We start from the raw sequence: 16,358 nt of genomic DNA, 5'->3' as shown, positions 1-16,358 counted from the left end.
TCCACGATCGCGGGGAGCGGGGAGGGGGGAGGGGGAGCTACGAGGCGGCTTACCAGCCGCGCTCGGCCAGCCGGTGCGGCTGCGGGATCTCGTCGACATTGATGCCGACCATGGCCTCACCCAGGCCGCGGGAGACCTTGGCGATGGTGTCGGGGTCGTCGTGGAAGGTCGTCGCCTTGACGATGGCCTCGGCGCGCTGGGCCGGGTTGCCGGACTTGAAGATGCCGGACCCGACGAAGACGCCCTCGGCGCCGAGCTGCATCATCATGGCGGCGTCGGCGGGCGTGGCGATGCCACCCGCGGTGAAGAGCACCACCGGCAGCTTGCCCGTCTCGGCGACCTCCTTGACGAGGTCGTACGGCGCCTGGAGTTCCTTGGCGGCGACGTAGAGCTCGTCGGGGGCCATCGACTGCAGCCGGCGGATCTCGCCGCGGATCTTGCGCATGTGCGTGGTGGCGTTGGAGACGTCGCCGGTGCCGGCCTCGCCCTTGGAGCGGATCATCGCCGCGCCCTCGGTGATGCGGCGCAGCGCCTCGCCGAGGTTGGTGGCACCGCACACAAAGGGGACGGTGAAGGCCCACTTGTCGATGTGGTTGCTGTAGTCCGCCGGCGTCAGCACCTCGGACTCGTCGATGTAGTCCACGCCGAGGGACTGCAGGACCTGCGCCTCGACGAAGTGGCCGATGCGGGCCTTGGCCATGACGGGGATGGAGACGGCGGCGATGATGCCGTCGATCATGTCGGGGTCGCTCATGCGCGACACGCCACCCTGGGCGCGGATGTCCGCGGGGACGCGCTCGAGGGCCATGACGGCGACGGCGCCGGCGTCCTCGGCGATCTTCGCCTGCTCGGGGGTGACGACGTCCATGATCACGCCGCCCTTGAGCATCTCGGCCATGCCGCGCTTGACGCGCGAGGTGCCGGTGGCGGGGGTGGACGAGGTGATGGGGTCGCTGCTGCTCATCGGTGCGGGGCTGCCTGTCGTCGGCGGGGTGGGGAACGCGCTCATGCTAGGCCCAGCCGGCGGCTGCCCCCACATCGGCCCTGCCGGGTTCCTGCCCCTTGGGCGTCACTCCAGGGCCGACGGCAGCCGGTCGTCGAACTCGATCGTCTGAGGCAGCGCCGCCCGTCCGGCCAGGTGGAAGACCCGCACCAGGCGCTTGCGGCGCACCCGCTGCACGTCGACCACGGCGTCGTTGTGGAACCTGCGGGCCAGCTGCACCCGCGTGCACGCCGACCGCAGCCGTTGCAGCAGCACCCGGCCGCCCCGCTCCCCGTCCCGGCGCAGCGCGTCGACGGTCTCCGGCGGCAGGGCCAGGTCCAGCGCCTGGGTCAGGTCGGTCTCCACCTCGGTGCGGCCGACGGCGTGCTCGTCCTCGGCGTCCAGCGCGTCCGCGGCGGCCGACGCCAGGAAGAGCGAGGTGGCCGGGTCCAGGAGCCCGCTCGCGCTCAGCTCCTGCGCGGCCTCCGCGCGCCGGACCAGCTGGGCGTCGACCGCCACGAGCGCCCCCTCGACCCGCGCGTGCAGCCGGTCCAGCCGCGCGGCCTGGTAGGTCAGCCGCCACGCGAGCAGCAGCAGCACCAGCCCGGGCAGGGTGTAGGACAGGGAGATGTCCGGGACGTGCAGCACCCGCCCCAGCGCGCTCGCGAGCGCCCCCACCAGCCCGTATGCCGTCCCCGCCGTCACGACCGCTCACCCTCGCCGCGGCCGGCTGCGCCCAGCCCCAGGCCGTGGCCGAGTCCTCGGCCCAGGGACTGCAGGCCCCGGACGACGCGTCCCGCCGGGACCTCGGGCGCCCCGAGGAGCACCGTCTCGTAGACCGCCAGCACCTGCTCCGCCACGACCGACCAGTCGAAGTCCCGGGCGCGCTGCGCACCGGCCTGGGACAGGTCGGCGCGGCGGGCCGGGTCCCGCAGCAGCGCGACGGCCGCGGCGGCGAGCTCGGTCGCGGACTCGTTGGCGAAGGTCGCCCCGCCGCGCCCCCCGTCGAGCACCCGCCGGAAGGCGGGCAGGTCCGAGGCGAGCACCGGCGCGCCCGCGCCCATGGCCTCGACCAGGATGATGCCGAAGCTCTCCCCGCCGGTGTTGGGCGCGACGTAGAGGTCGGCGGAGCGGAAGAGCGAGGCCTTGTCCGCGTCGGAGACGGCGCCGAGCAGGTCGACGGAGCAGCCCGCGGGGACCCGGGCGCGCACCGCGTCCTGGTCCCCCGGGCCGGCCACCAGCAGCCGCACGCCCGGCACCTCACGGGTGATCGCCGGGAGCGCGTCGAGCAGCAGCGGCAGCCCCTTGCGGGGCTCGCCGAGCCGCCCGAGGAAGGCCACGGTGGGCCGGTCGGGCGTCCCCCGCCACTGCGGCTGCACCGGGGCGGAGGCGAACCGGTCGACGTAGACGCCGTTGGGGATCACCACGGCGTCGCCGCCGTAGTGGGTGGTGACGGTGCGTCGAGCGTCCTCGGACACGGCGATCCGCCCCAGGATCTTCTCCAGCGAGGGCCGGTAGGCGGGGTAGACGGTCTGCATCACCCGGGAGCGCACCTGCGAGGAGTGGAAGGTCGCCACGATGGGGCACTCGGCCTGCCAGAGCGCGAGCGTGCCGATGGACGGGGTGACGGGCTCGTGGATGTGCACGACGTCGAAGCCGCCGTCGTCCAGCCAGCGGGCCACCCGGGCCGCGGTGACCGGGCCGAAGTTGAGCCGCGCCACCGACCCGTTGTAGCGGACCGGCAGCGCGCGCCCGGCCGGGACGACGTAGTCCGGCAGCCGGGTGTCCTCGTCGGCGGGCGCGAGCACCGACACCTCGTGCCCCTGCCGGATCAGCCACTCCGCGAGGTCGCGGACGTGGAACTGCACCCCGCCGGCCACGTCGAAGGAGTACGGGCACACCAGGCCGATGCGCAGCGGCGTGCCGGCGCGGGCCTTCTCCCGCGGGCTCACGACAGCTCCTGCGGGCTCATGAGAGCTCCCGCCGGCTCACGACAGGTCCTCCGCGAAGACCCGCTGCATCATGTGCCAGTCCTGGGTGTGCTCGCGCACCGCCGCCTCCAGCACGATGGCGCAGCCCTGCGTCATGGCGACCGCGCGCTCCCTGGCTCGCCCCGAGGTCGGCACCGGCACGGCGGGGTGAAAGGTGATGACGATGTCGTGGCCGCTGCCGGTGCCGCCCGGGCCGTGGTGCGGCTCGTAGTGCACCGACACCGGCAGCAGCGGCGCCCCGGTGGCGGCGGCGAGGGCGGCGGGGCCGGGCGCCATACGGGCCGGGCGGTCGCAGAAGGTGACGGTCACGCCCTGGTCGGTCAGGTCGCGGTCCGCGAGCAGCGGGACCAGCCCGCCGCGACGCACCGCCCGCACGAGCTGCGGGAAGGCGGGGTCCGCGCCGGTCAGCGGCAGGACGGTCATGCCGAGCCGCTCCCGGAAGCCCACGAAGGCGTCGTAGAGCCCCTCCGGCCGCAGCCGCTCGGCGACGGTGGTCACGGGGGCCAGGTGGTGGGTGGACCAGGCCCCGGCGAGGTCCCAGTTGCCCATGTGGCCAAGGAAGGCGACGGCCCCGCGCCCCCCGCCGAGGGACTCCCGCGCCGGCCCGTCCCCGACGACCCGCACGCTCGTCTCGAGGACCTCCTGGGTCATGTCCGGCAACCGGAACGCGTCGCACCAGTAGCGCAGGTAGGAGCGCATCCCCTCCCGCACCAGGTGCTCCAGCTCGGCCTCCCCCAGCTCCGGGCGCACCCGGGCATAGTTGGCCCGCAGCCGCTGCACCGAGCGACCGCCCCGCCCGTATGCCGCGACCGCTGCGCGGTCGAACAGCCCGTAGGCGACGGACGCCGGCAGCAGCCGGACGCACCGCCACGCGACGAGGAAGACCCGCAGCGTGAGCCAGTCGGTGACGCGCTCGCGCATGGCTCAGCCGAGGGCCTGACGGCGGACCGCCAGGATGCGCTGCAGGACGGTGACGGCCGACGCCAGCGCGAGCACCCACAGCGCGACGGCCACGACGACGTCCCCGAGCCCGAGGCCGGCGACGAAGGTCGCCACGAGGATGAGCACGAGCCGGTCGGCGCGCTCGGCGATCCCGACGTTGGCGGTCATCCCGAGCCCCTCGGCGCGGGCTCGGACGTAGGAGACGAGCAGGCCGAGCACCAGGACCGCGAGCGCCACGCAGGTCATCACCCGGTCACCGCGCCAGGCGTAGTGGAGCAGCAGGCCCCCGAAGATCGCGGCGTCGCCGATGCGGTCGAGGCTGGAGTCCAGGAAGGCGCCGAAGCTGGAGGTCCGACCGCTGTGCCGCGCCATGACCCCGTCGATCGTGTCGCTGAAGACGAACACCACGATGGCCAGGGTCCCCCACAGGAACTCCCCGCGCGGGAAGAACCACAACGCGCTCGCGGCGACCCCCAGCGTGCCGACGATCGTGACGGCGTCCGGACTCACCCCGAGCCGCAGCAGGACCGTGGCGACGGGGGTGAAGATCCGGGTGGCCAGGGAGCGGAATCGGTTCAGCATGGTGGCACCACCCTAGCCACAGCTCCACCCCGCTTGTGGGCGCCGCACGGCGGGAGTTCAGTATGGGAACAGCCGCACCGTGTCGGTGGGGTGAACGATCCGCCAACGACGAAGTTAGGTGAGATGACATGGCCGCTAACAACAGCTCTGGTCAAGGGGCCGCCAGCTCCCCTGCCCCACGCCGCCCCGAGGACATCCGCAACGTCGTCCTCGTGGGGCCCTCCGGATCGGGCAAGAGCACGCTCTTCGAGCACCTGATGGCGGCCCGCGTGCCGGGCTACCGCGCCAAGGAGACCGCCAAGGGCGGGGACACCAGGTCGGTCGGCCTCGAGGTCGCGACCATCGACGTGGCCGGCCTCGCGGTCACCGTGGTCGACACGCCGGGCTACGCCGACTTCGCCGGTGAGCTGCGCGCGGGCCTGCGGGCCGCGGACGCCGCGCTCTTCGTGGTGTCCGCCGCCGACGGCGTGGACGCCGCGACCGCGATGCTCTGGCACGAGTGCGAGACCGTCGGGGTGCCGCGGGCGCTGGTCGTCACCAAGCTCGAGTCGGGCCGGGGCGGCTTCGCCGACACCGTGGCGCAGTGCCGCCGGGTCTTCGGGGACGCCCAGCCGCTCTACCTGCCCGTCCAGGGCGACGACGGCCGCATCACCGGGACCCTCGCGCTGCTCAGCCGGCGCCACTACGACTCCTCCGGGGACACCCTGCAGGTCCGCGACGCCTCCCCCGAGCAGCTCGAGGAGATCGAGGCGGCCCGCGGCGACCTCGTCGAGGCGATCATCACCGAGTCCGAGGACGACACCCTGCTCGACCGCTACCTCGAGGGCGAGGACATCTCGGTCGACACGATCCGCGACGACCTCATGACCGCCGTCGGCGCCGCCACCTTCTTCCCCGCCATACCGATCAGCGCGTTTACCGGGGCCGGGGTGCCCGAGCTGCTCGAGATCATCACCGAGGCCTTCCCGGACCCGACCGCCCGGCGGCCGCTGCCGATGGTCACCACCCTGGACGGCGAGCCCGTGGAGCCGCTCGCCGGCGACCCCGACGGCCAGCTCGTGGCGGAGGTCGTCAAGACCTCCACCGACCCCTACGTCGGGCGGGTGTCCCTGGTCCGCGTCTTCAACGGCACGCTGCGTACGGACGACGTCGTGCACGTGTCCGGGCACCTGTCCTCCTTCGCCGGCAAGGCCGTCGAGGGTCACCCCGACCACGACTCCGACGAGCGGGTCGGTCCGTTGTCGGTGCCGACCGTCGGCGGTGAGCACACCCCCGCCAAGGTCGCCATCGCCGGGCAGCTGGTCGAGGTCGCCAAGCTCGCGCACGCCGAGACCGGCGACACCCTCTCGGCCAAGGACGCCCCCGTGGTCGTCGAGCCGTGGCTGCTGCCCGAGCCGCTCCTGCCGGTCGCCATCCACCCCGCCTCCAAGGCCGACGAGGACAAGCTGGCGAGCGCCCTGCAGCGCCTGGTCGCCGAGGACGTCACGATGCGGCTGGACCACAACGCCGAGACGCACCAGACCGTGCTGTGGACGATGGGTCAGGCCCACGTGGACCTGCTGCTCGCCCGGCTGCAGGACCGCTACCAGGTCACGGTCGAGGCCGAGCCGCTGCGGGTGGCGCTGCGGGAGACCTTCGTGGCCCCCGCCGCCGTGGTGGGCCGGCACGTCAAGCAGTCCGGCGGGCACGGCCAGTTCGCCGTCTGCCACCTGCGGATCGAGCCCCTGGAGCGCGGCGCCGGCTTCGAGTTCGTCGACAAGGTGGTGGGTGGCGCGGTGCCGCGCCAGTTCATCCCGTCGGTGGAGAAGGGCGTCCGCGCGCAGATGGCCAAGGGCACGCTGGCCGGCTACCCCATGGTCGACATCCGCGTCACCCTGGTCGACGGCAAGGCGCACTCGGTGGACTCCTCCGACATGGCCTTCCAGACGGCGGGCGCGCTCGCCCTCAAGGAGGCCACCAGCTCGGCCACGGTGACCCTGCTGGAGCCCGTGGACAGCGTGGACGTCACGGTGGCCGACGACTTCGTCGGGGCCGCCATGAGCGACCTGTCGACCCGGCGCGGCCGCGTGAGCGGCACCGAGCCCGCCGAGGAGGGGCGCACCGTGATCCACGCGGAGGTCCCGGCCCTGGAGCTGACCCGCTACGCCATCGACCTGCGGTCGGTGTCCCACGGGACGGGCAGCTTCACCCGGGAGCTGTTGCGCTACGACCCGCTCCCCCAGCACCTGGCCGCCCAGGTGATCACCGGCTGACGCAGCTGCGGCCCCGGGGTGTGGACCCGGGGGCCGCAGTGACAGACTCTCCCCATGGACCTCTTCGTCATCCGCCACGGCCAGTCCGAGAACAACAAGCTGTATGCCGAGACCGGCAGCCGCGCGGGGCGCACCCCCGACTCCGAGCTGGCCGAGCTCGGCCAGGAGCAGGCGCGCCGGCTGGCGGAGGCGGTCCGCGGCGACCGCTCCCACCTGGACGTCGACGTCCTCTACACGGCCCTGACGCACCGCTGCCTGCAGACCGCCACCCCGCTCGCCGACGCCCTCGGGCTCGAGCCGATCGGGCGCGCCGACCTCGGCGAGGTGGGCGGCCTCTACGCGGCCCACCCGGCGACCAACGTCCGTCGCCCCTACCCCGGGCTCAGCGTGCAGGACATGCGCGACCTGGCCCCGCGGCTGCAGCTCCCCGCCGACGTCGAGTCCGCGGGCGGGTGGGACGGCGGCTTCGAGGAGGAGCACGACCAGGCCCAGGGCCGCGCCGCGGCCGTGCTCGCCGACATCGCGGCCCAGCACGGCGACCGCGCCAAGGTCGGCATCCTCACCCACCAGCACTTCGGGCAGCTGCTCATCGGCGCCGCGGCGGGCATCGGCGAGGCCGGCCGCAAGTTCGAGCTCTCCAACTCCTCGGTGACCGCACTGCGGCACGAGGACGGGCAGTGGCGGGTGCTGTGGGTCAACCGGGTCCGGCACCTCGACAGCGACCAGATCAACGCCTGAGCCCCGGGCCCCGCGCGACCCGCGGGCCGCTTGGTGGCGACCCGGCCGCGCCGCTATCGTGGGCAGCCGAAAGGGAGTAGTCCCCAACAGTCGAGTCGACACATTGGCCCTCGGGCCCGGCTCGGCAGGCCACGACGGTGGCGGACGAGACTTTCGACCAGACCCCCATCGATGGATGGCCTGGCCGAAGTCCGTCCTCCAGGCCGGCTCGGCGGGCCGCGAGAGGACCCCCACCGTGCAAGCCTTCCTGCTGAGCACCGCCGTGATCTTCGTGGCCGAGCTCGGCGACAAGAGCCAGCTCATGGCGATGACCTTCGCCGCCCGCTACCGCGCCCGGGACGTGCTCCTCGGCATCACCGTCGCCACCGCCCTGGTGCACCTGGCCTCGGTCGGCATCGGCTACGCCATCGGGGACGTCTTCGCGGGGGCCCAGCCCATCATCGAGATCCTCGCCGGCGTCGCGTTCCTCGCCTTCGCCGCGTGGACGCTGCGCGGCGACGAGCTCACCGACGCCGAGGCCGCCAAGGCCCGCAACAGCACCGGCCTCGCGATCGTCGCGGTGGGGACGGCCTTCTTCCTCGCCGAGCTCGGCGACAAGACCATGCTGGCCACCATCACCCTCGCCACCCGCGAGGGCTGGCTGGGCACCTGGATCGGGTCGACGCTGGGGATGGTCGCCGCCGACGCGCTGGCCATCGGCGTCGGGGCGCTCCTCGGGCGGCGGCTGCCCGAGCGTGCCATCAAGATCGGGGCCGCCGTGCTCTTCGCGGTCTTCGGCGTGGTGATGATCGTCAGCGGCGCCCGGGCACTCTGAGCGCGCGGTCGACCAGCAGCGCCACCGGCCCCACGAACCGGTGCCCGCCGTGCAGCACCGCCGGGACGACACCGCGCCGGCCCCGCACCACGGTGCCGTCGCCGGCGACCCAGACCAGGCGTCGCCGACAGTCCTCCGGCGTCAGGCCCCAGCGCGCCAGCGGCAGCTGCTGCCACGGGCGGATCTCGAACCGGTCGCGTCCCACGAGGTGCCAGACCGCCCGCATCGCGGCGCGCGCCCGCGGGTCCTCGTCGTCGAAGACGAGCAGGGGCAGCGGGACCGGCGCGTCGGCGAGCTCGTCGGCGAGCTCGTCGGCGAGCTCGTCGGCGAGCTCGTCGGCGGGCTCGTCGGCCGACGGCGGGCGCGGCGGCATACGGCTCACTCCCCCGGCCAGGCCGCCACGATCTGCTGCCGGGTGTCCTCGAGCAGCACCGGCAGGGCCTTGGTCTGACCGACGATGGGCAGGAAGTTCATGTCGCCGCCCCAGCGGGGCACGACGTGCTGGTGCAGGTGGGCGGCCACGCCCGCGCCCGCGACGGCGCCCTGGTTCATGCCGAGGTTGAAGCCCATCGGGCGGCTGGCGGCCTCCAGCGCCCGGATCGCCTGCTTGGTGAGCCGGGTGAACTCCTCGGTCTCCGCGTTGGTGAGGTCGAGGTAGAGGGGGACGTGGCGGTAGGGGCACACGAGCAGGTGGCCGGGGTTGTACGGGAAGAGGTTCATGACCACGAAGCACAGCTCGCCGCGGTGGACGATCAGCCCGTCCGCGTCCTCCTTGTCGGGCGCCGCGCAGAACGGACACCCCTGTCCTGCATCGGTGCTCGGGCGGTCAGCCTGGATGTAGGCCATGCGGTGCGGTGTCCACAGACGCTCGAACCCGTCGTCCACACCGGCGAGCTGGCCGGCGTCCTCGATGCTGCGCGGGCCCTGGAGGTCTGTCACCCCTCGATCCTAGACTCGACCGTATGACGACGACACCAGCCCCCACGCCCTCCACAGGACCGGGCGAGGACCCCTGGGCCGCGCTCGACGCCCCCGCCGCCCCCAACGCGTCCGAGTGGGTGCGCCGGCAGCTCGACGACATCCACGCCGCCGGCACCACGGACGCCGCCGACATCGAGGGCATGCGCGTGGTGGTCCTCACGATGCTCGGCAAGTCCTCCGGCAAGGTGCGCGAGGTGCCGCTCATGCGGGTCGAGCACGACGGGGTCTATGCCGCCGTCGCCAGCAAGGGTGGCGCCCCCGAGCACCCGCAGTGGTACTGGAATCTCGAGGCCCACCCGCACCTGCTCCTGCAGGACGGCACCACCGTGACGCGGCGGGTCGCGCGCCTCGCCGACGAGGCCGAGCACGCCGAGTGGTGGCCGCGGTGCGTCGAGGCCTTCCCGCCCTACGCCGACTACCAGACCAAGACCGACCGCCAGATCCCGATCTTCCTGCTCGAGCAGCCGTGAAGGAGAGCCCCGAGGAGCTCGATCGCCTCCAGATGCTCCTCGACGCCTCGCACGCCCGCTCGACCGCGCACCTGCGCAGCATCATCGACGACCATCGGACGCTGAGCGCCGACCAGGTCGTGGCCCTGATGACGGGGATGAAGGTTCTCGCCCTCGGCACGGTCACGTCCCGGTCCGAGCCACGCATCAGCGCGGTGGACGGCCACTTCCTGCACGGCACGTGGACCTTCTCGACGGCGCGCGACTCGGCGCAGGCACACTAGATCGCCCACCGCGACGCGGTCTCGGTGGCACACATCGACGGGGAGGCCGTGGCGGTCTATGCGCACGGTCGCGCCGTGGAGATCACCGATCCGGACGAGCTGGCCGACGCGGATGCCCACTGGACGGCGCACTACGGGTCGTCGCCGTTCAGCTGGGGCGACGTGGTGATGTACCGCCTCGAGGCCCACTGGATGGTCGGCTACGCCTTCGAGCGCGAGACGCTGCTGCGCGGGCGCGGGGTGGACCGCTGAGGCGCGATCCGGCACGCGATGCCCTCGCGGTGAGCCGCACGCAGTGAGCCGCGCGCAGCCGCCTGGCATGCTGGGCGCCATGACCAAGCACGCCGACACCCGCCGGGCCCGCATCCGCGCCCGGCTCGAGGACGCCCGTAGCGACCGCACCTGCCTGCGGATCGCCACGACGACCGGCGACGACGTGGTCGGGTTCGTCGTCGGGGTGGGGCGTCGCTGGGCGGCGCTCGCGGTGGCCGCGCCCTGGCCGGACGGCCTGACCGTGGTCCGCCTCGCCGGGATGGAGCGGCTGCACGCCGTCGAGCCCGCGTCCGTCGAGCGCCACGCCTTCGAGCGCGAGGACGCCTGGCCGCCGGCCACCCCGCAACGGCTGGACCTCGACCGGACCGACGTCATGCTGGTCGAGCTCGCAGCGCGCTACCCGGTGCTGGGGCTGCAGCTGCGGGACAGCGACGACGACCTCTTCGTCGGGGCACCCGCCCTGGTGGCCGAGGGCACCCTGCTGCTGCACGAGCTGGGACCCGACGCGACGTGGGACGCCCTGTCGACGTGGCGGCTTCGGGACCTGTCGCGGGTCAGCGTGGGTGGCCGCTACCTCACCCTGCTGGCCGACCTGGCGCCCGCCCGCCCGGAGCAGCCGAGCCCCTTCGCCGACTGACCCCGGCCGAAAGGGCGGACAGAGCTGGCAGGGTCGACGGGGCCGGTAGGATCGGCGGTGCCGGTGGCCCCCCTCACCGCACCCACTGCGGGAAGACGTGCTGCAGCCCGGCCACCACCATCTCGACCGCGATCGCGGCGAGGATCATCCCCATCAGCCGCGTCATGATCACCCGCAGCGTCTGCGACATGTGGTGCCCGATGGCGGGGGCGAACCACAGGACCACCAGCAGCGCCAGGACGACCACCACGAGGGCGGCGGCCACGGCGGCATACGCGCCGGTGCCCTGCGAGCCGCCGGTCAGCACGATGAGCGTGGTGATGGTGCCCGGCCCCACCATCATCGGGAAGGCCATCGGGTAGAAGGACACGTCGGACGTCGCGGCGTGCTCGGCCTGGTGCTGCTGCTCGGCGGAGGTGCCCGAGTGCGCGCTGCTGCCCTGCCCGCCGAGCATGCCCAGCGCGATCGTCAGCAGGACGATCCCTCCCGCGATCCGGAAGTCGTCCACCTGGACCCCGAAGAACCCCAGGATGGCCTTCCCCGCCACCATCACGACGAGGGACATCACGAGGCTGTAGGCCGCCACCCGGACGGCGGTCGTGCGCTGCCGGGCGGCGTCGTACCCGCTGGTGAGGGTCAGGAACATCGGCAGCGCGACGAACGGGTTCATGATCGCGAAAAGTCCGCCCAGGGCCTTGACGAGCACGGTCTGGTCCATGGACCCGATGATCTCAGAAGAGGGTGGCGGGGACCTTCAGCACCGACTCGAACGAGCCTTCCGACGTGGGTCGGGCCCCGAGCCGACGCGCGATCCCGGCAGCGGCCGGCCCCAGCTCGGTGAGGTCGCCGCGCAGGTGGGTCAGGCCCTCCGCCGACGCCCAGGCGAAGACCTCGCGGGCCAGCTGACCACCGATGCCGCACCGGCGGAAGGTGGGGGTCACGAAGACCGTGTGCACCTGGGCCCACCGCGCCCGCCGCGCGCCACCCAGCGACGGCAGCTGCTCGACGAGCGTGATCCCGGCGATGCCGAGCGGCCGCTTCTCCACCTCGGCGAGCCAGAAGGGGTGGCGCCCCTCGGCCCGCAGCCACGAGTCGGCGAACCGGTCGATGAACTCCGGGTCCGGGCTCGCGCCGCGCTCGCGGCCGATCTGCACCGCCATGGCGGCGACCGCGAACGCGTCGTGCGGCCGGGCGCGGCGGATGTGGGCGGGCGCGCTCATGGCCACAGTGAACCATCGGTCGAGGGATCGCGCGTCCCCCTGTGACCAAACCGTCACCGTGCGCTGCTCACCAGCCCAGGCAGGTCACGTGCTCCTGCCCTCACCCCCGCGCGAGGGTCCGTATGCCGGGACGGGGGTCACGGCATACGGCCGGGCGCCCCTATGGTCGCCGCAGGTCATGAGTGTCAGCCTCGCAGGCCCCGGCCGGCTGACCGGCAACCCTCCCACCGCGGCGGGGTGCCCCGGGTGACGACCTGGCCGCGCGCCGACCGGAGCGCGGCAAGCGCGATCACGCGAGGAGCCAGCCATGAGCGACCAGTCCACGTGGGCCTTCGAGACCAAGCAGATCCACGCCGGGCAGAACCCCGACGCCGAGACCGGCGCACGGGCGCTGCCGATCTACCAGAGCACGTCCTTCGTCTTCGACGACGCGCAGACCGCCGCGGACCGGTTCGCGCTGTCCGACCTCGGGCCGATCTACACCCGCCTCGGCAACCCGACCAACAACGTCATCGAGGAGCGCATCGCCGCCCTCGAGGGCGGGGTCGGGGCGCTGCTGCTCGGGTCGGGGATGGCGGCGACGACCTTCGCGATCCTCAACGTGGCGCAGGCCGGCGACCACGTGGTCGCCTCCCCCGCCCTGTATGGCGGCACCTACAACCTGCTGCGCTACACGCTGCCCAAGCTGGGCATCACGACGACCTTCGTCGACGACCAGGCCGACCTCGAGCAGTGGCGGGCCGCCGTCCGCCCGGAGACCAAGCTCTTCTTCGGCGAGACGATCTCCAACCCCGACCAGAAGATCCTCGACATCGCCGGGGTGGCGGGCGTCGCCCACGACGCCGGGGTGCCGCTCTTCGTCGACAACACCGTGGCGACGCCCTTCCTGATCCGCCCGATCGAGCACGGCGCCGACGTGGTGATCCACTCGGCCACGAAGTTCCTCGGCGGCCACGGCACGTCGATCGTGGGTGCGCTGGTCGACGCCGGGACCTTCGACTACGCGCGCGAGCCGGAGCGCTTCCCGCAGCTCAACACGCCGTCGGAGAGCTACCACGGGCTGGTCTACGCCCGCGACCTCGGCGTCGGGTCGGCGCTCGGCGCCAACCTCGCCTTCATCCTCAAGGCCCGCGTCGAGCTGCTGCGCGACCTGGGGTCGGCGTGCTCGCCGTTCAACGCCTTCCTGGTCGGGCTCGGGCTGGAGACGCTGTCGCTGCGCATGGAGCGCCACCTCGCCAACACCCGCCGCGTCGTCGAGCACCTGCAGGGCCACCCCCAGGTCGAGCGGGTGTACTACGCCTCCCTCGACGGCAGCCCCGACAAGGAGCGCGCCGACCGCTACTGCCCCGCGGGGTCCGGGTCGGTGTTCTCCTTCGACATCACCGGCGGCGTGGCCGCGGGCCGGGCCTTCGTGGACGGTCTGGAGCTGCACTCCCACGTCGCCAACATCGGCGACGTCCGGTCGCTGGTCATCCACCCCGCCTCGACCACGCACTCGCAGGGCTCGGACGAGGACCGGCTCGGCGCCGGCGTCACCCCGGGTCTGATCCGGCTGTCGGTGGGGCTGGAGAACATCGACGACATCCTCGCCGACCTGGACAAGGGTTTCGCGGCTGCTGCGGGGTAGCCCATCCCGGGGCCGCCGTCGTCGGGGTGGCTGCGGCTCCACGTCGTCGTCGGTGGGGCCGCGGCTCCACGCGATCGGGTGACTTCGGCCGGGGTCGTTGGCGGGGCTGCGGCTCGACGCCGGCGGGTGGCTTCCACCACCGTCCTCGACGGTCAAAGCCACCCGATGAGCCCGCGGTCCCGATCGCCACCCCCCAGCGGTGCGCCCCACCAGCGCCGCCGGCGGCGAAACCGCAGCCCGACACCAGCGGGTGGCTTCCACCACCGTCCTCGACGGTCAAAGCCACCCGATCAGCCCCGCCCACCCGAGGCCCCGCGCAGCGCAGCGACGAAGCGCGAAGCGCCCACCCCGAGGGGCAGGCGCTTCACGGCATACGAGACATGCTGCGGGACAACGGATCACGCTGGATCACGCCTGCGTCGCGGGCTCCTCGCTCGCGGCCGTCTGCCCGGGCGCCGTCATGACCTGCTCACGCGACTCGATCGCCCGCACGATCTCCTCGATGGCCTCCGCCACCGGGATCCCGTTGCGCTGCGACCCGTCGCGGTAGCGGAAGGACACCGCCCCCGCCTCGACGTCCTCGCCGCCCGCGATCAGCACGAAGGGCACCTTGGACTTGGAGGCGTTGCGGATCTTCTTGGGGAAACGGTCGTCGCTGTGGTCGACCTCGACGCGCACCCCGCGACGACGCAGCTGGCGCGCCACGTCCTCCAGGTAGTCCGCGAAGTCCTCGGCGACCGGGATCCCCGTGACCTGCACCGGCGACAGCCACACCGGGAAGGCCCCGGCGTAGTGCTCCACCAGCACCCCCATGAAGCGCTCGATCGACCCGAACTTCGCCGAGTGGATCATCACCGGGCGCTGACGCGACCCGTCGCTCGCCTGGTACTCCAGCCCGAAGCGCTCCGGCTGGTTGAAGTCGTACTGGATCGTCGACATCTGCCAGGTGCGGCCGATGGCGTCGCGGGCCTGCACCGACACCTTGGGGCCGTAGTAGGCGGCCCCGCCCGGGTCGGGCACGAGCTCCAGGCCGGACGCGAGGCACACGTCCTCGAGCACCTTCGTCGCGACCTCCCACTGCTCGTCGGAGCCGATGAACTTGTCCTTCTTGGCCCCGTCGTAGTCACGCGTCGACAGCTCGAGGTAGAAGTCGGACAGCCCGAAGTCGCGCAGCAACCCGAGCACGAAGTCCAGCAGGTGCTTGATCTCCGCCGGCGCCTGCTCGGCCGTGACGTACGAGTGCGAGTCGTCCTGGGCGAAGCCGCGCACCCGCGTCAGCCCGTGGATCACCCCGGACTGCTCGTAGCGGTAGACCGACCCGAACTCGAAGAGCCGCAGCGGCAGCTCGCGGTAGGACCGGCCGCGGGAGCGGTAGATCAGGTTGTGCATCGGGCAGTTCATCGCCTTGAGGCGGTAGTCCTGACCCGGCTTGGTCACCTGGCCGTCGGCGCCCCGCTCCTCGTCCACGTGCAGGGGCGGGAACATCGTGTCCGCGTAGTACGGCAGGTGCCCCGACGTGTGGAAGAGCCCGTCCTTGGCGATGTGCGGGGTGCCGACGTACTCGAAACCCTCCTCGATGTGCCGGCGCCGGACGTAGTCCTCCATCTCCCGCTTGATGATCCCGCCCTTGGGGTGGAAGACGGGCAGGCCGGAGCCGATCTCGTCGGGGAAGGAGAACAGGTCAAGCTCGGCGCCGAGCTTGCGGTGGTCGCGCTTCTCGGCCTCTGCCAGGCGGTCGAGATAGGCCTTCAGCTCATCCTTGGTCGGCCACGCCGTGCCGTAGAGCCGCTGCAGCTGCTCGTTGGCCTGGTTGCCGCGCCAGTAGGCCGCGGCCGAGCGCATCAGCTTGAAGCCGTTGGCGATGATCTTGGTGCTCGGCAGGTGCGGACCACGGCACAGGTCGCCCCACGCGACGCTGCCGTCGCGGCGGACGTTGTCGTAGATCGTGAGCTCGCCGGCCCCGACCTCGACGCCCGCGCCGGCGTCCTCGTCGTCGTGCGTCATCGAGCCCTTGAGGCCCACCAGCTCGCACTTGAACGGCTCGCCCGCGAGCTCCTCCAGCGCCTCGGTCTCGCTCACCACGCGCCGCCGGAAGGTCTGCCCCTCGTTGATGATCTTCTGCATCACCTTCTCGAGGGCCTTGAGGTCCTCGGGGGTGAAGGGCTCCGCGACGTCGAAGTCGTAGTAGAACCCGTCGCGGATGGGCGGGCCGATGCCGAGCTTGGCGGAGGGGTTGACCTGCTGCACGGCCTGCGCCATGACGTGGGCGCAGGAGTGCCGCAGCACGTCCAGGCCGTCGTCGCTGGCGATGTCGACAGCCTCGACCTGGTCGCCGTCGCGCAGCTCGGTCGCGAGGTCCTTCAGCTCGCCGCCGATGCGGGCGACGACGACGCGGCGGTCGTCGGCGAACAGGTCGGCGGCAGTCGTGCCCGGCGCCACCGTTCGCTCGTCTCCGGCGATGGTCACGGTGATGTCGGCAGACACGGTTCTCTCCAGCTTCGTCCAGTCGTATGGCGCCCCGCTGCCTCGCGGGGTCACCGCCGCCGAGGTCGGCGGGGGTGCTCCAAGGTTATCGGCGGCCGCAAC

At 72.8% G+C, this 16,358-nt stretch carries 18 protein-coding genes and 1 riboswitch; of the genes, 8 read left to right on the top strand and 10 right to left on the bottom strand.

Annotation, left to right across the window (positions count from 1 at the left end; genetic code table 11):
• Positions 1-49 precede the first annotated feature (49 nt).
• The 5 genes from pdxS to pgsA form a co-directional block, all read right to left on the bottom strand.
• On the bottom strand, positions 50-964 hold the full coding sequence (pdxS, locus tag ADJ73_RS11800; RefSeq protein ID WP_050348421.1) for a pyridoxal 5'-phosphate synthase lyase subunit PdxS: 915 nt from the start codon (positions 962-964) through the stop codon (positions 50-52).
• A gap of 105 nt (positions 965-1,069) precedes the next feature.
• A complete protein-coding gene (locus ADJ73_RS11795; protein ID WP_367379583.1) occupies positions 1,070-1,687 on the bottom strand; it encodes a hypothetical protein in 618 nt (205 codons plus the stop codon).
• The gene (locus ADJ73_RS11790) at positions 1,684-2,898 is read right to left on the bottom strand and encodes a glycosyltransferase family 4 protein (protein WP_082177165.1); all 1,215 of its coding nucleotides are present in this window, start codon (positions 2,896-2,898) and stop codon (positions 1,684-1,686) included. The genes ADJ73_RS11795 and ADJ73_RS11790 overlap by 4 nt, the downstream gene beginning before the upstream one ends.
• Positions 2,899-2,970: 72 nt before the next feature.
• Positions 2,971-3,894 (bottom strand): phosphatidylinositol mannoside acyltransferase, encoded by a 924-nt coding sequence (locus tag ADJ73_RS11785; RefSeq protein ID WP_050348420.1) that lies wholly within the window; start codon positions 3,892-3,894, stop codon positions 2,971-2,973.
• 3 nt (positions 3,895-3,897) lie between these two features.
• Complete coding sequence (gene pgsA / locus ADJ73_RS11780) at positions 3,898-4,497, bottom strand: phosphatidylinositol phosphate synthase (protein ID WP_050348419.1); 600 nt, start codon at positions 4,495-4,497, stop codon at positions 3,898-3,900.
• Positions 4,498-4,625: 128 nt separating this feature from the next.
• On the opposite strand from pgsA, the gene ADJ73_RS11775 reads away from it, so the two are divergent.
• The 3 genes from ADJ73_RS11775 (at position 4,626) to ADJ73_RS11765 (ending at position 8,301) form a co-directional block, all read left to right on the top strand.
• Complete coding sequence (locus tag ADJ73_RS11775) at positions 4,626-6,749, top strand: elongation factor G-like protein EF-G2 (protein WP_050348418.1); 2,124 nt, start codon at positions 4,626-4,628, stop codon at positions 6,747-6,749.
• A gap of 54 nt (positions 6,750-6,803) precedes the next feature.
• Positions 6,804-7,487, top strand: a complete 684-nt coding sequence (locus ADJ73_RS11770; RefSeq protein WP_050348417.1) for a histidine phosphatase family protein — start codon at positions 6,804-6,806, stop codon at positions 7,485-7,487.
• Between the two features lie 235 nt (positions 7,488-7,722).
• Positions 7,723-8,301 carry a TMEM165/GDT1 family protein gene (locus ADJ73_RS11765; protein WP_050349422.1) on the top strand — a complete coding sequence of 193 codons (579 nt, stop codon included), beginning with the start codon at positions 7,723-7,725 and terminating at the stop codon, positions 8,299-8,301.
• On the opposite strand, the gene ADJ73_RS11760 is transcribed toward ADJ73_RS11765, so the two are convergent.
• Positions 8,279-8,674 (bottom strand): hypothetical protein, encoded by a 396-nt coding sequence (locus ADJ73_RS11760; protein ID WP_050348416.1) that lies wholly within the window; start codon positions 8,672-8,674, stop codon positions 8,279-8,281. The two genes, ADJ73_RS11765 and ADJ73_RS11760, sit on opposite strands and share 23 nt — an antisense overlap.
• A 5-nt stretch (positions 8,675-8,679) precedes the next feature.
• Complete coding sequence (locus ADJ73_RS11755; protein ID WP_050348415.1) at positions 8,680-9,240, bottom strand: HIT family protein; 561 nt, start codon at positions 9,238-9,240, stop codon at positions 8,680-8,682.
• A gap of 23 nt (positions 9,241-9,263) precedes the next feature.
• Here ADJ73_RS11755 and ADJ73_RS11750 point away from each other — a divergent pair, with 23 nt between their 5' ends.
• From ADJ73_RS11750 to ADJ73_RS11740, 4 genes are all read left to right on the top strand, one after another.
• A complete protein-coding gene (locus ADJ73_RS11750) occupies positions 9,264-9,752 on the top strand; it encodes a nitroreductase family deazaflavin-dependent oxidoreductase (RefSeq protein WP_050348414.1) in 489 nt (162 codons plus the stop codon).
• On the top strand, positions 9,749-10,015 hold the full coding sequence (locus ADJ73_RS17600; RefSeq protein WP_253272562.1) for a hypothetical protein: 267 nt from the start codon (positions 9,749-9,751) through the stop codon (positions 10,013-10,015). The genes ADJ73_RS11750 and ADJ73_RS17600 overlap by 4 nt, the downstream gene beginning before the upstream one ends.
• A gap of 75 nt (positions 10,016-10,090) precedes the next feature.
• On the top strand, positions 10,091-10,267 hold the full coding sequence (locus tag ADJ73_RS17595; protein WP_253272561.1) for a hypothetical protein: 177 nt from the start codon (positions 10,091-10,093) through the stop codon (positions 10,265-10,267).
• Positions 10,268-10,346: 79 nt separating this feature from the next.
• Positions 10,347-10,925: a hypothetical protein gene (locus tag ADJ73_RS11740; RefSeq protein ID WP_156188218.1), complete on the top strand. Its 579-nt coding sequence runs from the start codon at positions 10,347-10,349 to the stop codon at positions 10,923-10,925.
• Between the two features lie 73 nt (positions 10,926-10,998).
• On the opposite strand, the gene ADJ73_RS11735 is transcribed toward ADJ73_RS11740, so the two are convergent.
• Positions 10,999-11,643, bottom strand: coding sequence for a MarC family protein (locus ADJ73_RS11735; RefSeq protein ID WP_050348412.1), 645 nt, complete (start codon positions 11,641-11,643; stop codon positions 10,999-11,001).
• A 13-nt stretch (positions 11,644-11,656) separates the two neighbouring features.
• Positions 11,657-12,145, bottom strand: coding sequence for a GNAT family N-acetyltransferase (locus ADJ73_RS11730; protein ID WP_050348411.1), 489 nt, complete (start codon positions 12,143-12,145; stop codon positions 11,657-11,659).
• 174 nt (positions 12,146-12,319) lie between these two features.
• Positions 12,320-12,437, top strand: a riboswitch (SAM riboswitch).
• 15 nt (positions 12,438-12,452) lie between these two features.
• Between ADJ73_RS11730 and ADJ73_RS11725 the strand changes: the two genes are divergently transcribed.
• Positions 12,453-13,772 carry a bifunctional o-acetylhomoserine/o-acetylserine sulfhydrylase gene (locus tag ADJ73_RS11725; protein ID WP_050348410.1) on the top strand — a complete coding sequence of 440 codons (1,320 nt, stop codon included), beginning with the start codon at positions 12,453-12,455 and terminating at the stop codon, positions 13,770-13,772.
• 408 nt (positions 13,773-14,180) lie between these two features.
• On the opposite strand, the gene thrS is transcribed toward ADJ73_RS11725, so the two are convergent.
• Positions 14,181-16,256: a threonine--tRNA ligase gene (gene thrS, locus ADJ73_RS11720; protein ID WP_050348409.1), complete on the bottom strand. Its 2,076-nt coding sequence runs from the start codon at positions 16,254-16,256 to the stop codon at positions 14,181-14,183.
• Positions 16,257-16,358 lie beyond the last annotated feature (102 nt).

It is taken from the genome of Arsenicicoccus sp. oral taxon 190 (assembly GCF_001189535.1).
In the GTDB taxonomy this organism is placed as follows: domain Bacteria; phylum Actinomycetota; class Actinomycetes; order Actinomycetales; family Dermatophilaceae; genus Arsenicicoccus.
Note: the sequence above shows the minus strand (reverse complement) of the source record. Positions and strands in the feature narration are given on the sequence as shown.

Excerpts from the sequence above, each read along its gene's own strand:
- ADJ73_RS11725 (WP_050348410.1), top strand. The coding sequence starts at position 12,453 with ATGAGCGACCAGTCCACGTGGGCCTTCGAGACCAAGCAGATCCACGCC.
- ADJ73_RS11740 (WP_156188218.1), top strand. The coding sequence starts at position 10,347 with ATGACCAAGCACGCCGACACCCGCCGGGCCCGCATCCGCGCCCGGCTC.
- ADJ73_RS11775 (WP_050348418.1), top strand. The coding sequence starts at position 4,626 with ATGGCCGCTAACAACAGCTCTGGTCAAGGGGCCGCCAGCTCCCCTGCC.
- ADJ73_RS11785 (WP_050348420.1), bottom strand. The coding sequence starts at position 3,894 with ATGCGCGAGCGCGTCACCGACTGGCTCACGCTGCGGGTCTTCCTCGTC.
- pdxS (WP_050348421.1), bottom strand. The coding sequence starts at position 964 with ATGAGCAGCAGCGACCCCATCACCTCGTCCACCCCCGCCACCGGCACC.
- ADJ73_RS11750 (WP_050348414.1), top strand. The coding sequence starts at position 9,264 with ATGACGACGACACCAGCCCCCACGCCCTCCACAGGACCGGGCGAGGAC.
- ADJ73_RS11730 (WP_050348411.1), bottom strand. The coding sequence starts at position 12,145 with ATGAGCGCGCCCGCCCACATCCGCCGCGCCCGGCCGCACGACGCGTTC.
- pgsA (WP_050348419.1), bottom strand. The coding sequence starts at position 4,497 with ATGCTGAACCGATTCCGCTCCCTGGCCACCCGGATCTTCACCCCCGTC.
- ADJ73_RS11760 (WP_050348416.1), bottom strand. The coding sequence starts at position 8,674 with ATGCCGCCGCGCCCGCCGTCGGCCGACGAGCCCGCCGACGAGCTCGCC.
- ADJ73_RS11770 (WP_050348417.1), top strand. The coding sequence starts at position 6,804 with ATGGACCTCTTCGTCATCCGCCACGGCCAGTCCGAGAACAACAAGCTG.
- ADJ73_RS11735 (WP_050348412.1), bottom strand. The coding sequence starts at position 11,643 with ATGGACCAGACCGTGCTCGTCAAGGCCCTGGGCGGACTTTTCGCGATC.